Source organism: Bacillus altitudinis (assembly GCF_001191605.1).
In the GTDB taxonomy this organism is placed as follows: domain Bacteria; phylum Bacillota; class Bacilli; order Bacillales; family Bacillaceae; genus Bacillus; species Bacillus altitudinis.
On sequence record NZ_CP009108.1, the window covers coordinates 164,743 to 185,374 of the forward strand.

Here is a 20,632-nt window from a genome sequence, read left to right on the forward strand (position 1 = left end):
ATCCATTCTATATGTAGTCACATCGTTTGATAACGATTCTCATTATCACAATTTGATTTTATCATAGAAAAGGATGGTGTCAATGTAAATTTTTAAGAAAAAGGTAGAGTGTTGACTAGTTGTTCAGGTTAATTGGAACTTTTCCACATTTGGATGGTACGCCCAATCTTTTTTCCCGATTCTAGTAAAATGGACAAATGAGTATGGTTTTCTATCACTTGGTAAACAGATTGATTTTTCACCTGCTGATTTGGAAGCGCCAGATATGGATGAAATTTGTCTACGTCGTATAACTCATCCTCGTTTCCAACAAACATGCCATAAGGCTGGTCCAGCCTTGCAAATTGTTTTTGAGGTGCAGATGGCGTTAAGGCAAGAGACATATTGATGGTAATGCCTGTTAAAAGAAGTGGATCTTGTGCAATCACCCATGCTGGGTAGTGAAATCGTACAGCTTCTGAATGCCCCATCAGCCTTCCTTTTGTCATCGCAGATAGCACGAATTTCCAAACTTGAACTGTGGCAAAAGGGACTTGATTAGACTTCGCTGTGTCAGATTTGTAGCCAAATTCAGGAGCAATAAAAAAGTAACCGTCTACTTTTCTTTTTTCATCCCAAGATAGATATTGAAGCAGCAATCCAGCTCCAGAGGAATGACCACAAAGATAAAGTGCTCCTTCGTGCTGCTGTTTGATGACATCCACAACTTGCGAAATATCTTGCCATACGTCAGTGACTTTGGGTGTATCTCCCTTTTTTCCTCCAGAATGTCCGTGACCTCTCAAATCCAGCAAAAACACATTCACGTGAAAATCATGTTGCAATGTATAGGCAATATGCTCATAACCAGCCAAGCTGTGAGCGCCTCCGCCATGAATGATGATCACATTGGTCTGCGTGTTTGTTTCTGATAAAAACGGATAATAAGCAAGACGTATGCCGTCATGTGATTGAATGAACTGTCTTTCTGGAATAGCTACAGGAGCTACTTCCTGCATACTTGTAAATGAGAACGGTTCTGTTTCGTTCATAATTAACTTTTGATCCTCCAATTAGAAACGAGAATGACTAGAGCATTGCTGGCCATCCTCATGTTCGCATCCTATTTTGTCATATCCCTCAAAGGGAACGTCTTACTTTCAATAATAGCGACAATTTGTTTTAACGCTTGGTTCGCTTCGGGAATAGGGAAGACAGGAAAGACGTGATTCATTTTTGGGTATTCGATATAGTTGATGGGAACACCCTGCTTGTCTGCCATCTCTTTGAATTTCCGGGCATCTGGGAGAAAGAATTCATGAGTGCCAATAAAAACAGAAATTCGTCCTAACGATTTGATTTCTCCATAGATCGGGCTGATCAAATGATGTGTTTCATCTGTATCACCTGCATAGGCTTTGCCCGATTCGATCAGTAAATCTAGGTTGAGCATTGGCTCTTTTGGAACCATTTTAGCGATATCAGGATGACTTAATGTCACATCAAGCCATGGTGATAATAGAATCATGTTTCCAGGCTGCGGGAGACCTTTTTTTGCTAAGTATTGAGCAAAGGCGAGCGATAAACCGCCGCCAGCAGAATCACCCATGATGACGATTTTTTCTGGTGTTCCTTTTTCTAAAAGAGCTTGGTAAACTGGGAGAACACTCTCGATTGCATCCATATACTGATGATTCGGTGCTTTTGGATAAACTGGCACATACACCGTACTATTTAATTGCTTCGTCAATCGATCCAAGAAACGCCAATGCCATACGAGCGGCTGCTCAATATAGCCTCCTCCATGTAAAAATAGCACCTGATGATCATCTGGCTGCACATCTGATTTCAACATGTACGTATCGACTGAAAACGTGCTGCTTTTGGTGATGTGATATTTCTTTTTCAACTTCTCAGGCAGCACATAAGGTAATTGATTCGCCATTCTTCGTTCTTCTAAATACCCCTCAACATTTAGTTTCTTCCTTGTAAGTACAAGTAACCATTCAACAAATAAACTTTGAATACTTCGCATACGATCGACCCCAATAGATAGAATGATGACAATCAATGTCTAGGAAAAGAATGGTTTCTCTTTTTCTAAAGCATAACATAAGAACTTGTGAATCCGTTAACTGCTTTGGACCTTTTTCTATACATCTATTCATTTATGAACACCTGTCTATTTATATTATATTTTCTAGATACATCATCATCAATTGTCAATCTTGCAATCATTGTTCATTAATCAACACATATTCAAAAACTGTTCATTTAAACATAAAAAAGACGAGTGTTGACCACTCGTCCCAGATTGTTGACAAAGGGCTAAAATGAACTTTATTTTAGCCCTTTGTCTTCTTTTCAGCGTGATAGAAAACCTTTGCAGTCTAGGAAAGACGAGCATCGGCGCGGAGCGAATTTGACATTCGTGAGCACCGAAGCGCAGGACTGACACCGAATGCGAGGGTTTGTCTACATGCTGAGACGAGTGTTGACCACTCGTCCTTCTTCTTCCTCACTTCACTTCCTCATGCTCATGAGCAGTATCTCTTTTGCTCGCGATAAAGAGTGCACAGGTCATCGCAAGAATGGCCAATGCCCACCAGAATGTCGATACGGCCTGTTCATGATCAATGATAATCAAACGGATGACAGCTGTGATGCCAATATAAATGAAATAGCGAAGCGGAAAATGAAAGTTGGATTTAAAGTATTTAATAATTAAGGCGATAAATTCAAAATACATAAAGAAGATCAGCAGCTCGCCAAGCATTCCATAATAGCTTTCTCCTTTGTTAAATAATGTTTTATAGACGAATTGCACGATGTACCATGTTTCACTAATTAAGAGTACGCTTAGAGCAATCGCTAGAAAGAACAGGCAGATATTCAGAAGGGCTTGCAGAAGATCAGGTACCTTTTGGAAATTGTTGAATCGTTTCATCAGATTGTTTCCCCATTCCATGATGTTGTTTTTGCTCTCTACATTTTGGTATTCCAAAATCGCAGTACGATGTAGTAGGTATCGTGTTTTTCTACACTTTCAAACTGTCCATGCATTCGGGACATCATCCGCTTGATGCTTCGTTCCCCGAGTCCATTGCTTTCCGGTATGATGTCTGTCTTTTTTATCGCATTGCTCACATGGATTTCAAAGACATCTTGGTCGGATAAAAAAGTGATCTGAATGTCCTTTTCAGGATCTGCGTATTTACGTAAGTTAGACATCACATTATCAAATACTCTGCCAAGCTCCTCGACATTCACATTAATATAGCTATCCGGCATTTCGCCTACAATATGGACCGTGAAATTCTCCTGATGCAGCAGGGCGACCTGATCTGATAGAAGATCATAAATCACTTCTTTCACTGCAACGGTTTCAAGCTCTGACTCGTGATCTTTATCTAGCAGGAAATAGGCAAATAGATTGTCAGACAGATTCTTTAATTGTAGGGCTTTTCCATACGCACTCGCTATATATTGCTCCTTGCGGGTATCCGCTAGAGCCTCCTCTTTTTTCGCAAATTCCAGATTCATGATGAGTGATGTCAGCGGGGTCCTCATATCATGCGACATTTCGGTCACTAAACTGCGGCTCTCTTCCTGCAGATTATCAATGGCATGAAGCTTGTCCAAAAAGGCTGTTCTTAAATCCTCAATGCTCTTTGCAATCATGGCCAATTCATCATGCCCCTTCACTGTCATCTCATAATCGAGCTCACCGCCTTCAAGAATATGAATCTCTTCACGGATCGTTTGCAAGTAACGTAGGCTTCGGCGAATGCCAACAAGCACAATCAGGAGAAAAATGAGTGTTGCACCAAGCAGTTCTAGTGTAAAGGCGAGATCGTGATATCGAGAGGAGTAAAACCCGTCTACCATAACCCTACCTTCTCCGTCGCTAAATTGAACCGGGTAAGAATGACGCTTTGCGTAGTCGGTCTCCTTTTCTTTCCCATAGGCCGATTCGTCAGCGACAGAGTAAATCGAGTCATATTGAAGCACTTCATCTTTGTAAACAGTGAGATTAATATAATCTTCTTTCTTCACCCACTCACCGAATGCTTTTCGATCCGTTGAAGTCAGCTCATGTTCTGAAACGTAGCGGCTGAATGTTTGAATGTATCTAGCAGATTCTTCCTTATAGTACTCATCCGAACTTAAATATCCTTCAATCAGGTGATCAGTGATCTTTTGCAGTGTCAAAAAGACAACACCACTTACGATAGTAGCGACCAAAATGAGCAGTGACAGCTTTTTGGTCAGCGTATATTTACGATGTGCCAAACCGGTATCCTCTCCCCCATTCTGTTTTGATATACACGGGACGAGCCGGGTCATCTTCAATTTTGGCACGCAGCTTTCGGATATGCACCATGACCGTATTGTTTGAACAATAAAAATAAGGCTGGCCCCACACGCTTTCATAAATATTTTGAGCAGAAAATATTTTGTTTCGTTTGTTCATGAGCAGTTTTAATATCCGATATTCTAAATCAGATAACTTGATTTGCTGCCCACTTTTCCACACTTCATTAAATTCCTCACTCACCCTCAGGCTACCACCAACTAAATAGGTTTCTTCCTGTTCCTTTTTTTCCTGATAGATGGTATATCTGCGCAATTGCGCCATGACCCTAGCGTGAAGCTCCTCTTCTGAAAAAGGTTTTGTCATATAATCATCTCCGCCAGCGAGTAATCCTTCTGTTTTATCCAATGTACTTGATCTGGCTGTCAGAAATAAAATGGGAACGTTTGAGGAGGCTCTTATTTGCTGGCACGTTTCTATACCGGAGATACCTGGCATCATGACATCCAAAATCACCAAATCCAGCGAATCATCTATAACATGCAATGCCTGCTTGCCATTCATGGCTCTCAACACCTCATACCCTGTACGTGTCAGAGATTCCTGCAACAGGTCACCAATATCCTGATCATCCTCTACAACTAATATTCGATGGGTCATATCTCTCTCACCTCATCCTCCATGACTTCATTCTTATATATTATTACTATATATCATCTAGCTATGTGAAAAGATACACCATAAATCTTAAGTGTTTATGAATATGATCAATTGCCATCAAGTTGCCACATTTATTTTCAAAAAATTGGATCTTCATAAATGATTAAGAATTGGCCTGTATATTGATTCATTGAAGGATCTATCTTTAGATCCAATACATGAAAAGGAGCATTAATATGAATGTAAGCAAGGTAGAACATGGACAACCAATGAGTCACAAAGAACGGGTGCATTTCTTGGACATCGTACGAGGATTCGCCTTAATGGGAATTATTTTGGTCAACTATTTTTTGATTGTGGATTCGGTCAAGGGATTTGAGATGGAGTCTAATGATGTATTTCACAACTTGGTGAATTGGTTTGCTTCAGGAAAGTTCATTACGTTATTTTCCTTTCTATTCGGGGTTGGGTTTATGATTTTTATGGATCGAGCTGCTCAGAAGGTGGACAGTCCGAACAAGCTGTTTGCTCGCAGATTAACGATTCTCTTAGGATTTGGTCTTCTGCATGTCACGTTTGTATGGATTGGTGATATTTTGACCTATTATGCTGTCGCGGGCTTTTTATTGCTTTTCTTTTACAAACGCACAGCCAGAACCATCCTGTACTGGCTGATCACACTCTTTGTGATTCAATTGCTCACGCCTCTTTTCTCAATGCTGCTCAACACCATCAGTACAGGATCATCAGGCAAGCCGGATTTTGCTGATTTCGAGCTGACTAGCCACAACAGTCTGACTTATTTAGCATCTATTGGTGACCGGTGGGCCGATATGGTCACGATGGCTTCGAGCTCATTTTCCACCGTCTATTCCATGTTCTTCATGTTTTTACTTGGTGTGTATTTTGTGAAAATGTCGTTTTTCAAAAACATGGAGACGAAAAAAGCGATTTGGAATCGTATTTGGATGATTTGTACAATCGCTTTTCTTATCACACAAGGCAGTACGATTATGACAGCGGTCACCCCTTTTGAACATACGCCATGGATGAACATTGTCTCTGCACTTGAGCAAAACGGAGGATTAACTGGCAGTATGTTCTATATGAGTTCACTTGCGATGCTGTTTTTGCACGTTCCTCAGCTGCGAGGTGCTTTGATGGTTTTTACCAAGGTCGGACGGATGTCCCTGACCTGCTATTTGCTTCACTCGATCATTGGAACAGTGCTGTTTCTGAAATATGGAGCCGGACTTGCAGATCATCTTCAACCCGCTGGTACGTTCTTCATTGGCATTGGCGTGTATGCCTTCCTTGTCCTTTTCAGTACGTTATGGTTAAAGCGATTTAAGTCTGGACCGATGGAATTTATCTGGCGTCAGCTGACGTATGGAAAGATCAATGACAAATCGAAAACAAATACATTTCAGGCGGCGAAGTAATAGAAAAAAGGCGAATTACGACAGTTCGCCTTTTTTTAATGTGTTAAGTTTTTTGTGATTCAGATACAATCCGTTCATTTTTAATATTGATCCATCATTTCTTGCAATTGAGTCAAATAACTCTCTTTTAATTCATCGGGGTATTCAATTTTCACATGTTTCCCAAATGAGATCAAATAGTGAGTCATATACGATAATTCTTCCTGGTTGTATCCCCCTACAATATAAGGCGTATCTTCAATGATCTCCAATCTCATATTCGGATAATGATTCTTCAAAAACTTCTCTTTCCCTTGTTCCGTTAATCGACATTTAAAAGAGATATCATGATAGGTTTTTTCGTATTCGAGCTGCAGTGCTTTTAATTCTTCCTTCGTAAAAGTGTCCTTCGTTTCTTCTTCGATCATCATGTCCGTCATACAATCACATCTGTAGATGCCCCACTTTTTATTCTGAACATCATATGCTTCGGTGAACCAAATCCCATTTCGATAAAACAATTCAAGAAATTGTAGCCTGATCCTTTTATGTTCATATTGAGTGTATATCATCTTCACGATTTGATCTTCCATCATTGCCTGCAATATCAAATCCAAATGATGTTGTTCACTCACTGGTGCGACATGATAGTAATGAATCACATCCAAAATCTCCGTGATCCGATGTTTTCTCTCATCAGACATTGTAGCAAACAGTTTTTGACGAATCTGTGAGTAAGACTTTTTAAACGGTGTTGCTGACAACAGATCTAAGGCTTTAAGAGCGAAAAAAATGGCTTGAACTTCATCTATTTGAAAATAGATCGGAACCAATGGGGATTGATTCACGAGCCGATATCCTCCATGTCTGCCATTTTCAACATAAAAAGCTAAGCCCATGGACTCTAGCTCTTCCATATCTCTTAAAGCCGTACGTTTAGAAATGCCAAATTCGGATTGTAAGTCCTTTAACTGAAAAGAGTGTTTATCGCTTAAAAAAATAAGTTCTTGGTTTAATCGTTCTGATTTTTTCATTTGCCTTCCCTCTTAAAAGGTGACTTCTTTTGTCACCTTTATCATTTATACTCAGCTTATCAAAAGAAAAGGAGCATGTATATGCAAACATTAATCATTAACGCGCACCCAGATTTCACTCATCGAGAAAGTTATTCAAACAAACTGCAAACACTTTTTTTAAAACAGTTTAAAGAAAGATTCCCTCATGAAGAACCAACAATTTTATATTTACATGAAACTGAAATTCCTCGTATCGAAAAAGAACAGCTGCTAGGAATTTGGGATAAGCAAGCATCCGAACAAGCATTAACGGCTACCGAAGAAAAAATCGCCGCTGCTTCATCTGCTCTATTGGCTCAATTCAAAGCACATCATCGAATTGTGATCGTGTCACCTGTTCATAATTTCAATGTGACGTCACGAATGAAAGATTATATAGATAATATCTTCATTGCTAGAGAAACGTTCAAATATACAGAAAATGGTTCAGTTGGTCTGATGACTGACGATTATCGTGTACTTTTGCTTCAAGCAAGTGGCTCAATTTTCACAAATAACGATCGATATACACCTCTGGAATTTTCACATCATTACCTAAAAGAAATATTTCAAAACTTGATGGGGTTTCATCAATTTCATATTGTCCGAGCACAAGGAACAGCGATTTTAGAAGAAGAAACGATCTTGACATCTGCAGCTGACGATTTGTCTAAAGCCTTTGATGCGTTTTACCAACCTAGCGGGGTGTAAGCTGTATTCTTTCAAAAACAAAAAGACCAAAAACGTTTGATATCACGTTTTTGGTCTTTTATTATTAGCCGATTGAACCTTCCATTTCGAACTTGATTAATACGTAAATAAAGAAATTTTCAAGCCAAAAAGAGCCATAATTAAATCCAATGCTCTTTTTTAAGACTATTATTTACCTAAAAGACGGATAAATTTACTTAGTTCTTCTTTGGCTTCATCTGTTGTCCCTTCCAGCTCATTCATTAACCCAAACAAATTATCATATGAACTCGCAATTTCTGCTTTAACTTCTGCCAACTCTTGAGCCACTTGTGAAAGTGGAATTACTTCTTCTTCTTCAAACGTATCGACATAACGTGGAATGTTTAAATTGTAATCATTTTCTTTGATTTCATCCAAAGATGCCACATGAGCATATTTTTCAACGTCTTTACGGTTACTGTATGTTTCAATAATTTTGTCGATGTTTTCACGAGAGAGTTTGTTTTGGTTCTTTCCTTTTACAAACTCATTTGAAGCATCAATAAATAATATGTCTTTATTCTTGCGAGCTTCACGACCTTTGAATACCAGCACACAAGTTGGGATGCTTGTGCCATAAAACAAGTTAGCGGGCAATCCAATCACAGTATCTAATAGATTATTATCTATGATATTTTTGCGGATTTTACCTTCAGAAGCACCTCGGAAGAGTACCCCATGCGGCAATACGATAGCCATTGTTCCAGTTTTATCTAAATGGTAAAGTCCATGCAGTACAAAAGCATAATCTGCCTTAGATGCAGGTGCTACACCATAACCCTTGAAACGTGTATCCTTTTCTCGATCAATGTCTTTTGTATCCCATTTATGAGAATATGGTGGGTTTGATACGACGGCGTCGAACTTCAAAGGAATTTGTGTGCCATCTTTTTCAGCAAATGGCCAGTCAGCATCCAGTGTGTCTGCTCGTTTCAACTCCATATTGCGATAATTTACACCATGCATCATCAAGTTCATGCGAGCTAAGTTATAAGTCGTCGTATTCAACTCTTGGCCGTAAAACTCAACGCTTCCTTCTTCATCACCATTTGGTAATTCTTTTTGGACTGTTAAAAGAAGTGAACCCGATCCCATTGTAGGGTCATAAACACGGAATTGACCGCTAGTACCATCTGCATCATTAGTTACAATTTTCGCTAAGATTTGACTAACTTCATGTGGTGTATAAAATTCCCCACCTTTTTTACCAGCATTTGCAGCAAATTGTCCAATCAAGTATTCATAAACGTCACCCAAAATGTCGTGCCCTGTATCATCTTTAAAAGTGAACTCGTTAATCATCAACACGATATCATTCAAAGCCTTTGCACGTTCGTTTGTACTTGAGCCAAGACGTGTGTCCCCAAGGTTAACATCTGAAAATACATTAGCAAAGTCCGCTTCTGCGACAGCATTACGTTTGGCATTTGTATTAAATGAGTCAAACATATCTTGGAAGTCACTAGCTTTGATTTTGTGATTTTCGATTTTTGATACGATTTTGTCCCAAGTGTAGGCTGGGTCAATCGCATATCCGATACCTTTACTGATTTCTTCAAGGTAATCTTCTTTTTCAGTCTCATCTGTCACTTCGTAGAACTCTTCCAAACCATTGGTTTTTAAGTATTCATCTTGATTTTCCGATAAGTAACGATAGAACATAAATGGCAAAATATAGTTCTTATATTCACTTGCATCCATCGTCCCACGCAGTTTGTTAGCCATTCCCCATAGCTTTGATGTAATATCTGCTGCATTACTCATTTGTGTAATCTCCTTTTCTTATATAAACATTTGTTGAAGTAGCGATTTCTTTAAATCTTTCAGTAAATTTAACTCACGCTGATGAAGGGTGATAAGGTTGTCGATGCTCTCAAAGAACGAGCCAATCTTTGCTTGTTCTTCGGCATCTTTTGGAAAAGCAACGTTTGTTTTAGCAATATTTGCTTTGCTCAAAGATAATACCTTGATACCTTGCATAAGCGGTAATAGCTTATTGTGATACGCAGGCGAGTTCAAATAATAGCCAAGATATTTAGGTGCAAACTCTTGATTTGGTCTTGCCACCATTGTGTGTAGACCAGATACAGCGTATTTATTAGTGATACCAGTAACTTCGATGGCTTTACCTGTTGTTTCGTCTTCTGCTGTATCAGCGATAATTACGTCGCCGTTTTGCAACCACTGGTTCTTATAATCTTCAGGTTTACCGTCAGTAACCCAAGGAACATCCTCGCTATTAATATCAACGATTGAATCGAATTTTACAAGGATGTCACCATAGTGAATGTTCTTGACTTCGCCATGATCATAGTTCAAACCTGCACGGGATAATGTGTTGTTTGAAATCGAGAAATCTAGTACATCGGAAAACCCTCGGTGTTCCCAAGCATCAGTAAATCCTGCAAAGCGAATTTCAGGAACATTGGCTCCATCTTTCGGAAACATTTTTTGAAGTAGACTTTTTTTCGTATCCTTCAACAGTTCCAACTTACGCTGATGAAGGGTGATAGTTTCGTCTATTTGTTTGAAAAATGCTCCGATTTTTTGTTGTTCACTATAAATCGGAATATACATTATTTGATTATATAATGTCCCCCATTCAATATTTTTTCTACATACACTTGCACCTTCTGTAGTAGCTTTCTCAAAAAATTGCTTAGTTGAGTCTTTTTTTATCCATGCATGCATAAAATCGGCATCAACATCAACTAAATTATATACTTTATAAGCAGGCGAAATAATACCATGCTCAAATCTTTTGTTTATATTACAATTTCCCAAATGTAAATTTTGTGTCGAAAGAACCATGTCGTTTTTCCTGATTTTTAAATAACCAATATTACTATTACCTCTAAAATGGCTGAATAATTCAGAATTTAAATACATTCCATCTATAGCACTTGATAGCAGAATATCCTCATTCTCAACTTTAGTTTTTTCTCGTCGTTCACTTATAATTTCTCCAAACTTTCGCTGTTCCCAAGCATCCATGAATTTAATGAATCTAATTGGAGGTGATTTAGTTATTTTATCACTCATTACTAATCTCCTTTTATTTTAAATATTGAATCGCTAAAGCAATTAAAGACAAGCAGCGGTTAAAGAAGTAATCATTGTAACGATTATCAGTTATATCTGTTTTATTTGTCTCATGATGACGGATTCTAAAACTATTACCAATGTCCGTTAGTGCCCTAAATTCAGCATCAAAAATTGCACTAAATTCTGACTTCCCATTGCTCATATCATTTACCACTTTGTTTACAGATCTTCGCTTGTCTAGATTGGTATAATATGTTTTCAGACGTTCAAAGGCGTCCCATATTTTCTCCACTGAAGCTTGGCGAGCCTGTGGATTTGGTGTTTTATATAATACAATTGCATCTTTCATCAACTCTCTTGCCCCATATTCTGCAATTTTCTGTATTTGTGTCTCTATTGCAGGAGAAAGTGGGCTATTTTCTACTACACGCTCAATAAGTTTCTCACTAGTTAATGTGAACAACAACCCCGACTCCTGAAATATTTCGTTTATTTCATTTCGATATTCAGCAAATACTTTTGTTGTATTTAAACAATGAATATACCAATAATTTTTGTAATGATCATTATTCCATCCTTCAGAAATATCCTTTATATTTTTAGCGACATATTCTATTAGGTCGATTAATGAATATTGATCATAATCATCATTATGTTGTGGAGCCGCTATATGACCATAATAATCTCTAAGAATATTAGGGATTTTTATTGCCATTCTATTTTCAAACTGACTATTGTCAAATTCAATATAGTACTGATCCACAATTGAACAGTGCTTTTGAATTTGGTAAATATGTGTTAGATTCTTATAATATTTTTGACATATACTTAATAGCAAAATATAAACTTCTTTTGAAATTTTACTCGTATGAGCAATGGGTCTTCTTAAACCATGGCGTTCTGTGTATAAATTCATTTCCGCTCTCCTTTTTAGCCTATATAGTTTTTATATAGCAGTTATTCCCCCTTCTTAATTTCGTCAGCCATTTCGTAAAATGCCTTACGAAATTCAATGCGATATCGAACCCAGCTTAACGCTGCAATCTCTTCAACGGCGATTTCTTTATAATCAGCTCTTGCGTCATTCATAATAGCGGTTAACTCCCCTTGTTTATCCATATCCTCTTGACCTAATCGATGTTTCTTAATCATGCTTTCAAGTTCCTTAGGCTTAGTACTGTTATCTAGTCCCCAAGTACGGATGAAGTTCGTTACAAGTTGGATATTCGTATCCTTTTGTGCTTGATCCATTGCTTGGTTCATTTTTTCAACACTTCGAGGTACTGGATAATGATCAAATTCAAACTCTTTGGAGAAAATCTTAGATACAAAATGACTCACCTTAGATTTTTCTTTTTCATTGTCAGACTTGGCGATTTCAACTTGGATTTCATCACGTGTACTTTCAGCTTTCGACATTTCATTCGCGTGAACTTCGTCAGCCATCCGGGCGATCAAATCAATCAAATAATCATAGTTGATGGTCACATCGTGAATATGAACCATCGAGAGATTGACTTGCGAAATATCAATGTCTTCTCGCTTTGCACGTCGTTCTTTCAACTCACCAGCAATGACAGTTGTTAAAATAACTTCCTGCTCTTCAGTAATACCTAGACGTTCATAGAACTCTTCAGGATTATCATAGGCGGATATAGGATTTTTGTCATCGTCTTCGGTATATTGTTTCAACTGACTTAACAAACGATTATACTCTTTCAGATTCTCAAAGACTTCATCCTGTGCTTTTTCACTTGGTGGTAATTGTATAAAATCGTCTGTGAGCGTGGAAAGCTTCTTAATGACTTCTTGCATCTCAGCTTGAACCTTGCTAAATGGTTTGGAAGTGATACCAGACTCTTCATTGCCTTTCTTCAATTCTTCAAGTGGAAGCTGTTCGTCGGCAGATGCACGATTTGAATAAACAGCAAAAGCCTTATTCATTTCATACTCGTTTTGCTCCGGCCAACGATAATTCACGACATTTCCCCAAGGCTTATGGACAGCGTTATGTATTCTATTTGTACGTGAGTATGCTTGAATCAAGTTCCCACCTTTAAGTGTTCGATCAATATAGAGCGTATTCATCTCAGGCGCATCAAAACCGGTCAAAAGTTGATCCACAACAATGACTAAATCTAAATAGTTACCATCATCAGCTGTCTTGTTCAAACGTCTTGCTAAGTCTTCTGTATAGGCTTTCACTGTCGTCATATCAAAAGCTGTGCCAAACGTTGCGTTATAAGCTTTGATGGCTCTATGTAAGTTTTCGTTCGTTTTGAGTTGATGAATACTATTGGATGTATCTGCCGAGAAACTCACCGCAACTTTTAATCGTTGATCTGCTGGACGATTCGCATTCTCTTCTGCAAACTTATCGAAATATTCCATCGCTCTTGGTGTACTTGGTTTATTACCACCAACGTGAACTGTAAACAAGGCATTATATTTGCGATCATTTGAACGTTTCTTCCAGTTATCGAAGATGTCTTTCACTACTAAGTTCACATGTTCTGGACTATAGTCGTAAACACTACCACGAATATTATCATCAATATCATCTTCGGTGGGATCTTCGGGAGCCTCGATTGTTTCCTTAAATTCAACGTTAAACCCTAACACATTTTTATCCGCAATCGCTTCTTTAATGGTATATGCATGTAATAGTTCTCCAAAGATTTCTCGTGTTTCTGGGAATTTTGGTGTACCAGTATAACCAATCCAAGCAGAATTAGGAATTGCTTTTCGAATCGTTTCAAGCATCCCTTCATTTTCAGTACCACTCCCAGTTGAACGGTGGGCTTCATCCACGATAAAAAGAATATTTTCATTCAGTGGCTTGAAGCTGTCTCGCGCTACATAACGTGACATTTTTTGGATACTTGTTACAATGATGTTCTTATCGCTTTTTTTCGTTAGTTTGCGATGAAGGTCTGAAATATTAGCTGTGTCACCCACCACGCCAGTTTTCCCTTCAAATCCCGCAACAGGATCATAGGCTTTATAAGCATCTGCTGTTTGGTTGGTAAGTGCGATCCGGTCAACCAAAAAGATCACTTTATCTACATTAGATAGACGGCTTGCAAGCCACGCTGTCTTAAAACTTGTGATTGTTTTACCTGAGCCTGTCGTGTGCCAAATGTATCCTAATTTACCACCATCATATTTAAAGTCAAACTTTCTAACTTTATCAAGTACACGCTTAGTGGCATAGACTTGATACGGGCGCATGACTTTGATACTTTCTTTGTTTTTTGTACCATCTAGTACCATGTAACGTGTTGCCAAATCATGAGCCATTGGAATGGACAACACTTTATCCGCAAATGTCTTCCATGATCGAATAGGGCGAGCATCATCTTCGTTTTGCCAGTTGAAAGCAAAAGCTCGGTTAAAGTTTTCGAGTGGGGTATTTGCCATATAACGAATATCAAACGGTGTCATCGCGATTAAAATCTGCAAAGTTGAAAAGATACCGCTGAATTGTTTTTCAGCTATATACTGTTCCATCTGATTTAAAGATTCCGTAGCGCTATGAAGTGCTTTCTTTAATTCAATTTGAATAATCGGCAAACCATTAATGAGCAAAGTCACATCAAACCTACGAGTCGTTTTACCATCAACAACTTTTGGCCGTTTAATTTGATTCACTACTTGATAAACGGTATTCCCGCCACCGACTTGGGCTTGGTCGAATACTGTCAAGAACACATGCCTACCATTATCAAGATCAACTTCAATTTCAGAAACACCATTAACACCATACAAAAACTGTCCTGCCTGGTAAGGTGATTCAATACTCGTGATGATTTTCTTCACCTGATTAAATTCAGTAACAGATAAGGGTTCATCTAATCGAGCGCTATTGTTTTGTTCTAAGATTATTTTAAAGTTATCCCAAAGTTGTTCAGTTGTTTTAATGTTTTTTTTGTATTCCCATTGTTTTACTCCACCGATTTTGGTCAAATAATCGATCACTTCATTTTCAAATGCTAATTCCGATTGACTCTTCACTTCATTACTCTTCATTTCATTACTCCCCCTTTAATGTTTCTTCTATTACCGAGCTCGTAAACTGCCCTATCAAGTCTGCGTATTGGCTTAACTTATTTTGTAGCTTCATTGTTTCTACGTAAATAGTGCCTATTTTCTTCTGTTCCTCGATCGGAACAACTGGAACGATCATTTCCCCAAGGGCACGAAGCGGAATTCTTAGAATAGGGCCACTCCCCTGTGACCCCCTTTCTTTTTGCTGCTTCACATCTTTATGAGCATTAAACAAGTAAAGAAAATATCTCTTATCAAGTTGTTCGCTATCAAACTCTATTTTCGTAAAGTTGAGGGACAACACTTTACCAACATTATTTTCACCAACAATTGTGGCTAGCTGCAATGAGTTACTGATAACAACATCACCTTCATTTAAAGATAGGTTATTTTGAGATTTTGCCTTTTCTTCAACAGCTACGTCCTCACGATGATAATCAGCTTCAAAAGACGCTTGGTCATAATACTTTATTTCTTGAGTTTCAAATTGCTTTTGTGTTCTTGTTGGATTAATACCGGGAACGAATGTTACGAATTCATTTAATTTTCTTTTCTCCAATTAAATCGCCCCTAATCACATATATGATTTTTTGAAATATCTTTATATTACAAATTAAAACACATCAAGGTTGTTTCGTCAACGATAATATGAAATATTTCTATATTACATATTACCGTTGACGGAAAATATCCTGAAAACCATACCATAAGCGGTTTTAACATTTTTATAATTTTCTATTTTTTCATATTTTTGTGACTGGTGTGCTTAAGGAATCATCTCCAGACAGAGTAATATGTACAAATATAAAGGCACACATGATTTAACCTACACATGCGCAATACCGCTTCTTTAATGTGGTTGTGGGGCATAAATCGATTAAAACAACAGAGGACATTTATCTAGATATTACTGAAAAATAAAAGAAGGCGAACTTCAAAAGTTCGCCTTCTACACTATTCAAACCCTTGTAAATAAAGGTTTTTAAATTTTAACCAATAGAACCTTCCATTTCAAACTTAATCAAACGGTTCATTTCAACGGCGTATTCCATTGGTAGTTCTTTTGTGAATGGCTCGATGAAGCCCATGACGATCATTTCTGTTGCTTCTTCTTCAGAAATTCCGCGGCTCATCAAGTAGAATAGTTGCTCTTCTGATACTTTTGATACCTTCGCTTCGTGCTCTAATGAAATGTTGTCGTTTAAGATTTCATTGTAAGGGATCGTATCAGATGTTGATTTGTTATCCATGATGAGTGTGTCACACTCGATGTTTGAGCGTGCACCCTCTGCTTTGCGTCCGAAGTGAACGATTCCGCGGTATGTGACTTTACCGCCTTGTTTGGAAATCGATTTCGATACGATCGTTGAAGATGTGTTTGGTGCAAGGTGAATCATTTTTGCACCTGCATCTTGGTGCTGACCTTTACCTGCTAGGGCAATACTTAATGTCATACCACGAGCGCCTTCACCTTTTAAGATGACAGCTGGGTATTTCATTGTCAGCTTAGAACCGATGTTTCCATCAATCCATTCCATTGTTGCATTTTCTTCACATACTGTACGTTTCGTCACAAGGTTGAAGACGTTGTTTGCCCAGTTTTGAATCGTTGTATAACGGCAGTAGCCGCCTTTTTTGACGATGATTTCAACAACCGCACTGTGAAGTGAGTTTGTTGTGTAAACTGGAGCTGTACAGCCTTCTACGTAATGCACGTGTGCGCCTTCATCAACGATGATCAGTGTACGTTCGAACTGACCCATGTTCTCAGAGTTGATTCGGAAGTATGCTTGAAGTGGTGTATCTACTTTTACGCCTTTTGGTACGTAGATGAATGAACCACCAGACCATACAGCCGAGTTAAGCGCAGCAAATTTGTTGTCAGTCGGAGGAATGACTTTTGCCCAGTGCTCACGGAAGATGTCTTCGTTCTCTTTTAATGCACTGTCTGTATCTTTAAACACAATGCCTAGATCTTCAAGATCTTGCTTCATGTTGTGATACACAACTTCAGATTCATACTGAGCAGATACACCTGCTAAATACTTTTGCTCTGCTTCAGGGATACCAAGCTTATCAAAGGTTTGTTTGATTTCTTCTGGTACTTCATCCCAAGAACGCTCAGAGCGCTCAGATGGCTTTACGTAGTACGTAATTTCATCAAAGTTTAATGCATTTAAATCTCCGCCCCATTGTGGCATCGGCATGTTGTAAAAGTGCTCAAGAGATTTCAAACGGAAGTCGAGCATCCACTGAGGCTCTTCTTTCATACGAGAAATTTCTTCAACGATCTCTTTTGTCAGTCCGCGCTCTGAACGGAAAATGGAAACGTCTTTATCAGAAAAGCCGTATTTATATTCACCAACATCTGGCATTTTTTTAGCCATCCATTTTCACTCCAATCTTATGATTTGCCGTTATCTTCGGCAGATGCGCCTTTTTCAAGCGCCTTCCAGGATAATGTTGCACATTTGATGCGCGCTGGGAATTTTGCCACTCCCTGCAGCGCCTCAATGTCACCAAGATCAATGGAATCGTCGTATTCTTTTCCTAGCATCATATCGGAGAAAATCTGAGACATTTTCAAAGCTGTTTCAATATCTTTCCCTTTAATCGCCTGCGTCATCATAGAGGCAGATGCCATTGAAATCGAGCATCCTTCTCCTTCAAACTTCGCATCGATGACTTTTTCGTCTTCGATTTTCATCGTGAGACGAATGCGGTCACCACACGTAGGGTTGTTCATATCGACGACAATGCTGTCGTTTAACACACCTTTGTTCCTCGGATTTTTATAATGATCCATAATCACTTGTCTGTACAGTGTGTCTAAGTTTACATTAAAAGACATTCGTAAAATACTCCTTTGTCTTACGGAGCGCTGCCATGAGCTCGTCAATCTCCTCTTCTGTGTTGTACAGATAGAAGCTTGCTCTTGCAGTCGCTGATACACCAAGCCATTTCATGAGCGGCTGTGCACAGTGATGTCCAGCACGAATGGCCACACCTTCCGTATCTAGAACAGTTGAGGCATCATGAGGATGGACGTCGTCTAAGTTAAACGTCACAAGTCCAGCTCGGTGCTGCGGTCCGTAAACCGTGGCACCTTCAAGCTCCTTAAAGCGCTCAAGTGCATAAGTCGCAAGCTGATGCTCGTAACGGCTGACTTCCTCCATTCCGATGTCATTTAAGAAATCAATCGCTTTTCCGAGCCCAACTGCTCCTGCAATAATCGGTGTTCCCGCTTCAAATTTCCACGGCAGCTCTTTCCATGTAGAATCATATAGATCCACAAAGTCGATCATTTCACCGCCAAACTCAGCAGGCTCCATATTATTCAAAAGGTCCTTCTTCCCGTAAAGAACACCAATGCCAGTCGGTCCACACATTTTATGCCCAGAGAAGGCGAAAAAGTCGCAATCCAAGTCCTGAACATCAATTTGCATGTGCGGGGTGCTCTGGGCACCATCGACGACGATAATTGCACCGTGATCGTGAGCAATCTTTGCGATGTCTTTAATTGGGTTGATGGTTCCTAATACGTTTGAGACATGTGTGACAGCAACGATTTTCGTTTGATGTGTGATGGTTTGCTTCACATCTTCAAGCGACAGCGTGCCGTCTTCCTGTAACGGAATATATTTCAATGTGGCGCCAGTTGCTTTTGCTGCCTGCTGCCAAGGGATGATATTCGCATGATGTTCCATATGCGTAATGACGATCTCATCGCCTTCTTTAAGGTTTGCTCTAGCATAGCTGATTGCCACTGTGTTCAGTGCTGTTGTTGTACCTCTAGTAAAAATAATCTCCTGGACAGAAGAAGCGCCAATGAATGCTCGAACTTTTTCTCTTGCACCCTCGTATGCGTCCGTTGCTTTTGTGCCAAGGGTATGAACACCCCGGTGGACGTTCGAGTTGTAAGACCGGTAATACTCATTCATTGCATCAATGACAACTCGTGGTTTTTGAGATGTCGCTGCACTGTCCAAATACACCAAATCATGTCCGTTCACTTGCTGATGAAGGATTGGAAACTGCTCACGAACGTCTTTGATATTCATTATTTTACTTTCCTTTCAATCACAGAAACGAGCTGCTTTTTAACTCCTTCAATCGGCAGTTCTTTGACGACTGGATTTAAGAAGCCATAAATGACAAGTCTTTCTGCATCTTCTTTGGAAATCCCACGGCTCATGAGGTAATAGAGTTGAATTGGATCAACACGCCCAACAGAAGCAGCATGCCCTGCTGTTACATCATCTTCATCGATTAAAAGAATTGGGTTAGCGTCACCGCGTGCTTTCTCACTCAGCATGAGAACACGAGATTCTTGCTCCGCATTTGACTTCGTTGCGCCATGCTCGATTTTACCAATTCCGTTAAAGATAGAAGATGCTTGATCCTTCATGACACCATGCTTCAAGATATACCCTTCAGAGTTTTTACCGAAGTGGATGATGCTTGTTGTGAAGTTTTCCGTTTGATTCCCGCGGCCAACAACAACTGATTTTGTATCACCGAATGTACCGTCGCCCATAAGCTTTGTGATGTTTTCAGACACGACGTCTCCATCATTCATCAGACCAAGAGCCCATTCGATTTTACTGTCACGACCATTTGCCATACCACGTCTATTCACATAGACTGTCACACCTTCTGCAAGGTTATCCACTGCACCGTAAGTGACGCGGGCATTTGCACCCGTGAAGACTTCAGACACGATATTGAAGATCGCTTCTTCTGGTGTTGCCGTACTGATGTAGTTTTCGACATATGTCACAGCACTATGATCGTCTGCTACAACGATGACATGGTTGAACAACGTTGTTTCGTCATTTTCATGAAGATAAACGGCTTGAATTGGTGCTTCAAGCTCTACGTTTTTCGGTACATAGAGGAAAGCTCCGCCATTCACTAAAGCAGCATGTAGAGCTGTTAGTTTGTGCTCATCCACTTTCACTGCATCAGTCATGAAATATTTCTTCACTAGGTCTCCATGTTCGCGAATCGCAGTATGGATATCAGTGAAGATCACGCCTTTGTCTTTTGCTTCATTAGAAAGAGACAAGTATGCTGGCGTTTGATCACGCTGAATGTAGACTGTCTTATCTGTGTCCTCTAAATCAATAAGAGACTTCACTTCTTCAGGAAGCTCTTCTAAAGATCCAAATGGCGCACTTTCGACTGTATGCTGTTTGAAATTGGTTAAATTCCATTTAGAAATATTCGTTTTGTCAGGCTTTGGCATTGGAAGGTCTTCTGCTTTTTCAAGAGCCTGTAAGCGAAGGGAACTCATCCATGCCGGTTCCTGATGCTTCTCGGAGAAGCTTTTGACATAATCTTGATCTACTGATAATTTCGTTTCTAATGTCATCAAT

17 protein-coding genes are annotated in these 20,632 nt (G+C 39.2%); 2 read left to right on the forward strand and 15 right to left on the reverse strand.

Annotated features, from left to right (window positions below):
• Positions 1-128: 128 nt before the first annotated feature.
• The 5 genes from ID12_RS00905 to ID12_RS00925 form a co-directional block, all read right to left on the reverse strand.
• On the reverse strand, positions 129-1,031 hold the full coding sequence (locus ID12_RS00905; RefSeq protein ID WP_050826586.1) for an alpha/beta hydrolase: 903 nt from the start codon (positions 1,029-1,031) through the stop codon (positions 129-131).
• A gap of 71 nt (positions 1,032-1,102) precedes the next feature.
• Positions 1,103-2,014, reverse strand: coding sequence for an alpha/beta hydrolase (locus ID12_RS00910; RefSeq protein ID WP_050826587.1), 912 nt, complete (start codon positions 2,012-2,014; stop codon positions 1,103-1,105).
• 483 nt (positions 2,015-2,497) lie between these two features.
• Entirely contained in the window at positions 2,498-2,926 is a 429-nt protein-coding gene (gene psiE / locus ID12_RS00915; protein WP_008346998.1) for a phosphate-starvation-inducible protein PsiE, read from the reverse strand.
• A 38-nt stretch (positions 2,927-2,964) separates the two neighbouring features.
• A complete protein-coding gene (locus tag ID12_RS00920; RefSeq protein ID WP_050826588.1) occupies positions 2,965-4,272 on the reverse strand; it encodes a HAMP domain-containing sensor histidine kinase in 1,308 nt (435 codons plus the stop codon).
• Complete coding sequence (locus tag ID12_RS00925; RefSeq protein ID WP_046526621.1) at positions 4,259-4,954, reverse strand: response regulator transcription factor; 696 nt, start codon at positions 4,952-4,954, stop codon at positions 4,259-4,261. The genes ID12_RS00920 and ID12_RS00925 overlap by 14 nt, the downstream gene beginning before the upstream one ends.
• A gap of 236 nt (positions 4,955-5,190) precedes the next feature.
• On the opposite strand from ID12_RS00925, the gene ID12_RS00930 reads away from it, so the two are divergent.
• Positions 5,191-6,396: a DUF418 domain-containing protein gene (locus ID12_RS00930; protein ID WP_050826589.1), complete on the forward strand. Its 1,206-nt coding sequence runs from the start codon at positions 5,191-5,193 to the stop codon at positions 6,394-6,396.
• Between the two features lie 80 nt (positions 6,397-6,476).
• Here ID12_RS00930 and ID12_RS00935 read toward each other — a convergent pair whose 3' ends face one another.
• Positions 6,477-7,409 (reverse strand): helix-turn-helix transcriptional regulator, encoded by a 933-nt coding sequence (locus ID12_RS00935; RefSeq protein WP_050826590.1) that lies wholly within the window; start codon positions 7,407-7,409, stop codon positions 6,477-6,479.
• Between the two features lie 81 nt (positions 7,410-7,490).
• Between ID12_RS00935 and ID12_RS00940 the strand changes: the two genes are divergently transcribed.
• Entirely contained in the window at positions 7,491-8,141 is a 651-nt protein-coding gene (locus ID12_RS00940; protein WP_050826591.1) for an FMN-dependent NADH-azoreductase, read from the forward strand.
• A 168-nt stretch (positions 8,142-8,309) separates the two neighbouring features.
• Here the strand turns inward: ID12_RS00940 and ID12_RS00945 are convergent, their stop codons facing one another.
• From ID12_RS00945 to sufD, 9 genes are all read right to left on the reverse strand, one after another.
• On the reverse strand, positions 8,310-9,926 hold the full coding sequence (locus ID12_RS00945) for a type I restriction-modification system subunit M (protein WP_050826592.1): 1,617 nt from the start codon (positions 9,924-9,926) through the stop codon (positions 8,310-8,312).
• An 18-nt stretch (positions 9,927-9,944) separates the two neighbouring features.
• Positions 9,945-11,204, reverse strand: coding sequence for a restriction endonuclease subunit S (locus ID12_RS00950; RefSeq protein ID WP_123768165.1), 1,260 nt, complete (start codon positions 11,202-11,204; stop codon positions 9,945-9,947).
• Positions 11,205-11,217: 13 nt separating this feature from the next.
• Positions 11,218-12,123 carry an AbiJ-NTD4 domain-containing protein gene (locus ID12_RS00955; RefSeq protein ID WP_050826593.1) on the reverse strand — a complete coding sequence of 302 codons (906 nt, stop codon included), beginning with the start codon at positions 12,121-12,123 and terminating at the stop codon, positions 11,218-11,220.
• Positions 12,124-12,164: 41 nt separating this feature from the next.
• Positions 12,165-15,236, reverse strand: a complete 3,072-nt coding sequence (locus ID12_RS00960; protein ID WP_234717159.1) for a type I restriction endonuclease subunit R — start codon at positions 15,234-15,236, stop codon at positions 12,165-12,167.
• Positions 15,237-15,240: 4 nt separating this feature from the next.
• Positions 15,241-15,813, reverse strand: coding sequence for a restriction endonuclease subunit S (locus ID12_RS00965; protein WP_050826594.1), 573 nt, complete (start codon positions 15,811-15,813; stop codon positions 15,241-15,243).
• Positions 15,814-16,243: 430 nt separating this feature from the next.
• Positions 16,244-17,641, reverse strand: a complete 1,398-nt coding sequence (gene sufB / locus ID12_RS00970) for a Fe-S cluster assembly protein SufB (RefSeq protein ID WP_007500362.1) — start codon at positions 17,639-17,641, stop codon at positions 16,244-16,246.
• 17 nt (positions 17,642-17,658) lie between these two features.
• Positions 17,659-18,105 (reverse strand): Fe-S cluster assembly sulfur transfer protein SufU, encoded by a 447-nt coding sequence (gene sufU / locus ID12_RS00975; protein ID WP_008347017.1) that lies wholly within the window; start codon positions 18,103-18,105, stop codon positions 17,659-17,661.
• A complete protein-coding gene (locus ID12_RS00980; protein ID WP_007500359.1) occupies positions 18,095-19,315 on the reverse strand; it encodes a cysteine desulfurase in 1,221 nt (406 codons plus the stop codon). The genes sufU and ID12_RS00980 overlap by 11 nt, the downstream gene beginning before the upstream one ends.
• Positions 19,315-20,628 carry a Fe-S cluster assembly protein SufD gene (gene sufD / locus ID12_RS00985; protein ID WP_017359290.1) on the reverse strand — a complete coding sequence of 438 codons (1,314 nt, stop codon included), beginning with the start codon at positions 20,626-20,628 and terminating at the stop codon, positions 19,315-19,317. The genes ID12_RS00980 and sufD overlap by 1 nt, the downstream gene beginning before the upstream one ends.
• Between the last annotated feature and the right edge of the window lie 4 nt (positions 20,629-20,632).

What these genes read in the sequence shown, in the direction of transcription:
- ID12_RS00905 (WP_050826586.1), bottom strand. Translation starts at nt 1,031, where the DNA reads ATGAACGAAACAGAACCGTTCTCATTTACAAGTATGCAGGAAGTAGCT.
- ID12_RS00910 (WP_050826587.1), bottom strand. Translation starts at nt 2,014, where the DNA reads ATGCGAAGTATTCAAAGTTTATTTGTTGAATGGTTACTTGTACTTACA.
- psiE (WP_008346998.1), bottom strand. Translation starts at nt 2,926, where the DNA reads ATGAAACGATTCAACAATTTCCAAAAGGTACCTGATCTTCTGCAAGCC.
- ID12_RS00925 (WP_046526621.1), bottom strand. Translation starts at nt 4,954, where the DNA reads ATGACCCATCGAATATTAGTTGTAGAGGATGATCAGGATATTGGTGAC.
- ID12_RS00930 (WP_050826589.1), top strand. Translation starts at nt 5,191, where the DNA reads ATGAATGTAAGCAAGGTAGAACATGGACAACCAATGAGTCACAAAGAA.
- ID12_RS00935 (WP_050826590.1), bottom strand. Translation starts at nt 7,409, where the DNA reads ATGAAAAAATCAGAACGATTAAACCAAGAACTTATTTTTTTAAGCGAT.
- ID12_RS00940 (WP_050826591.1), top strand. Translation starts at nt 7,491, where the DNA reads ATGCAAACATTAATCATTAACGCGCACCCAGATTTCACTCATCGAGAA.
- ID12_RS00945 (WP_050826592.1), bottom strand. Translation starts at nt 9,926, where the DNA reads ATGAGTAATGCAGCAGATATTACATCAAAGCTATGGGGAATGGCTAAC.
- ID12_RS00950 (WP_123768165.1), bottom strand. Translation starts at nt 11,204, where the DNA reads ATGAGTGATAAAATAACTAAATCACCTCCAATTAGATTCATTAAATTC.
- ID12_RS00955 (WP_050826593.1), bottom strand. Translation starts at nt 12,123, where the DNA reads ATGAATTTATACACAGAACGCCATGGTTTAAGAAGACCCATTGCTCAT.
- ID12_RS00960 (WP_234717159.1), bottom strand. Translation starts at nt 15,236, where the DNA reads ATGAAGAGTAATGAAGTGAAGAGTCAATCGGAATTAGCATTTGAAAAT.
- sufB (WP_007500362.1), bottom strand. Translation starts at nt 17,641, where the DNA reads ATGGCTAAAAAAATGCCAGATGTTGGTGAATATAAATACGGCTTTTCT.
- sufU (WP_008347017.1), bottom strand. Translation starts at nt 18,105, where the DNA reads ATGTCTTTTAATGTAAACTTAGACACACTGTACAGACAAGTGATTATG.
- ID12_RS00980 (WP_007500359.1), bottom strand. Translation starts at nt 19,315, where the DNA reads ATGAATATCAAAGACGTTCGTGAGCAGTTTCCAATCCTTCATCAGCAA.
- sufD (WP_017359290.1), bottom strand. Translation starts at nt 20,628, where the DNA reads ATGACATTAGAAACGAAATTATCAGTAGATCAAGATTATGTCAAAAGC.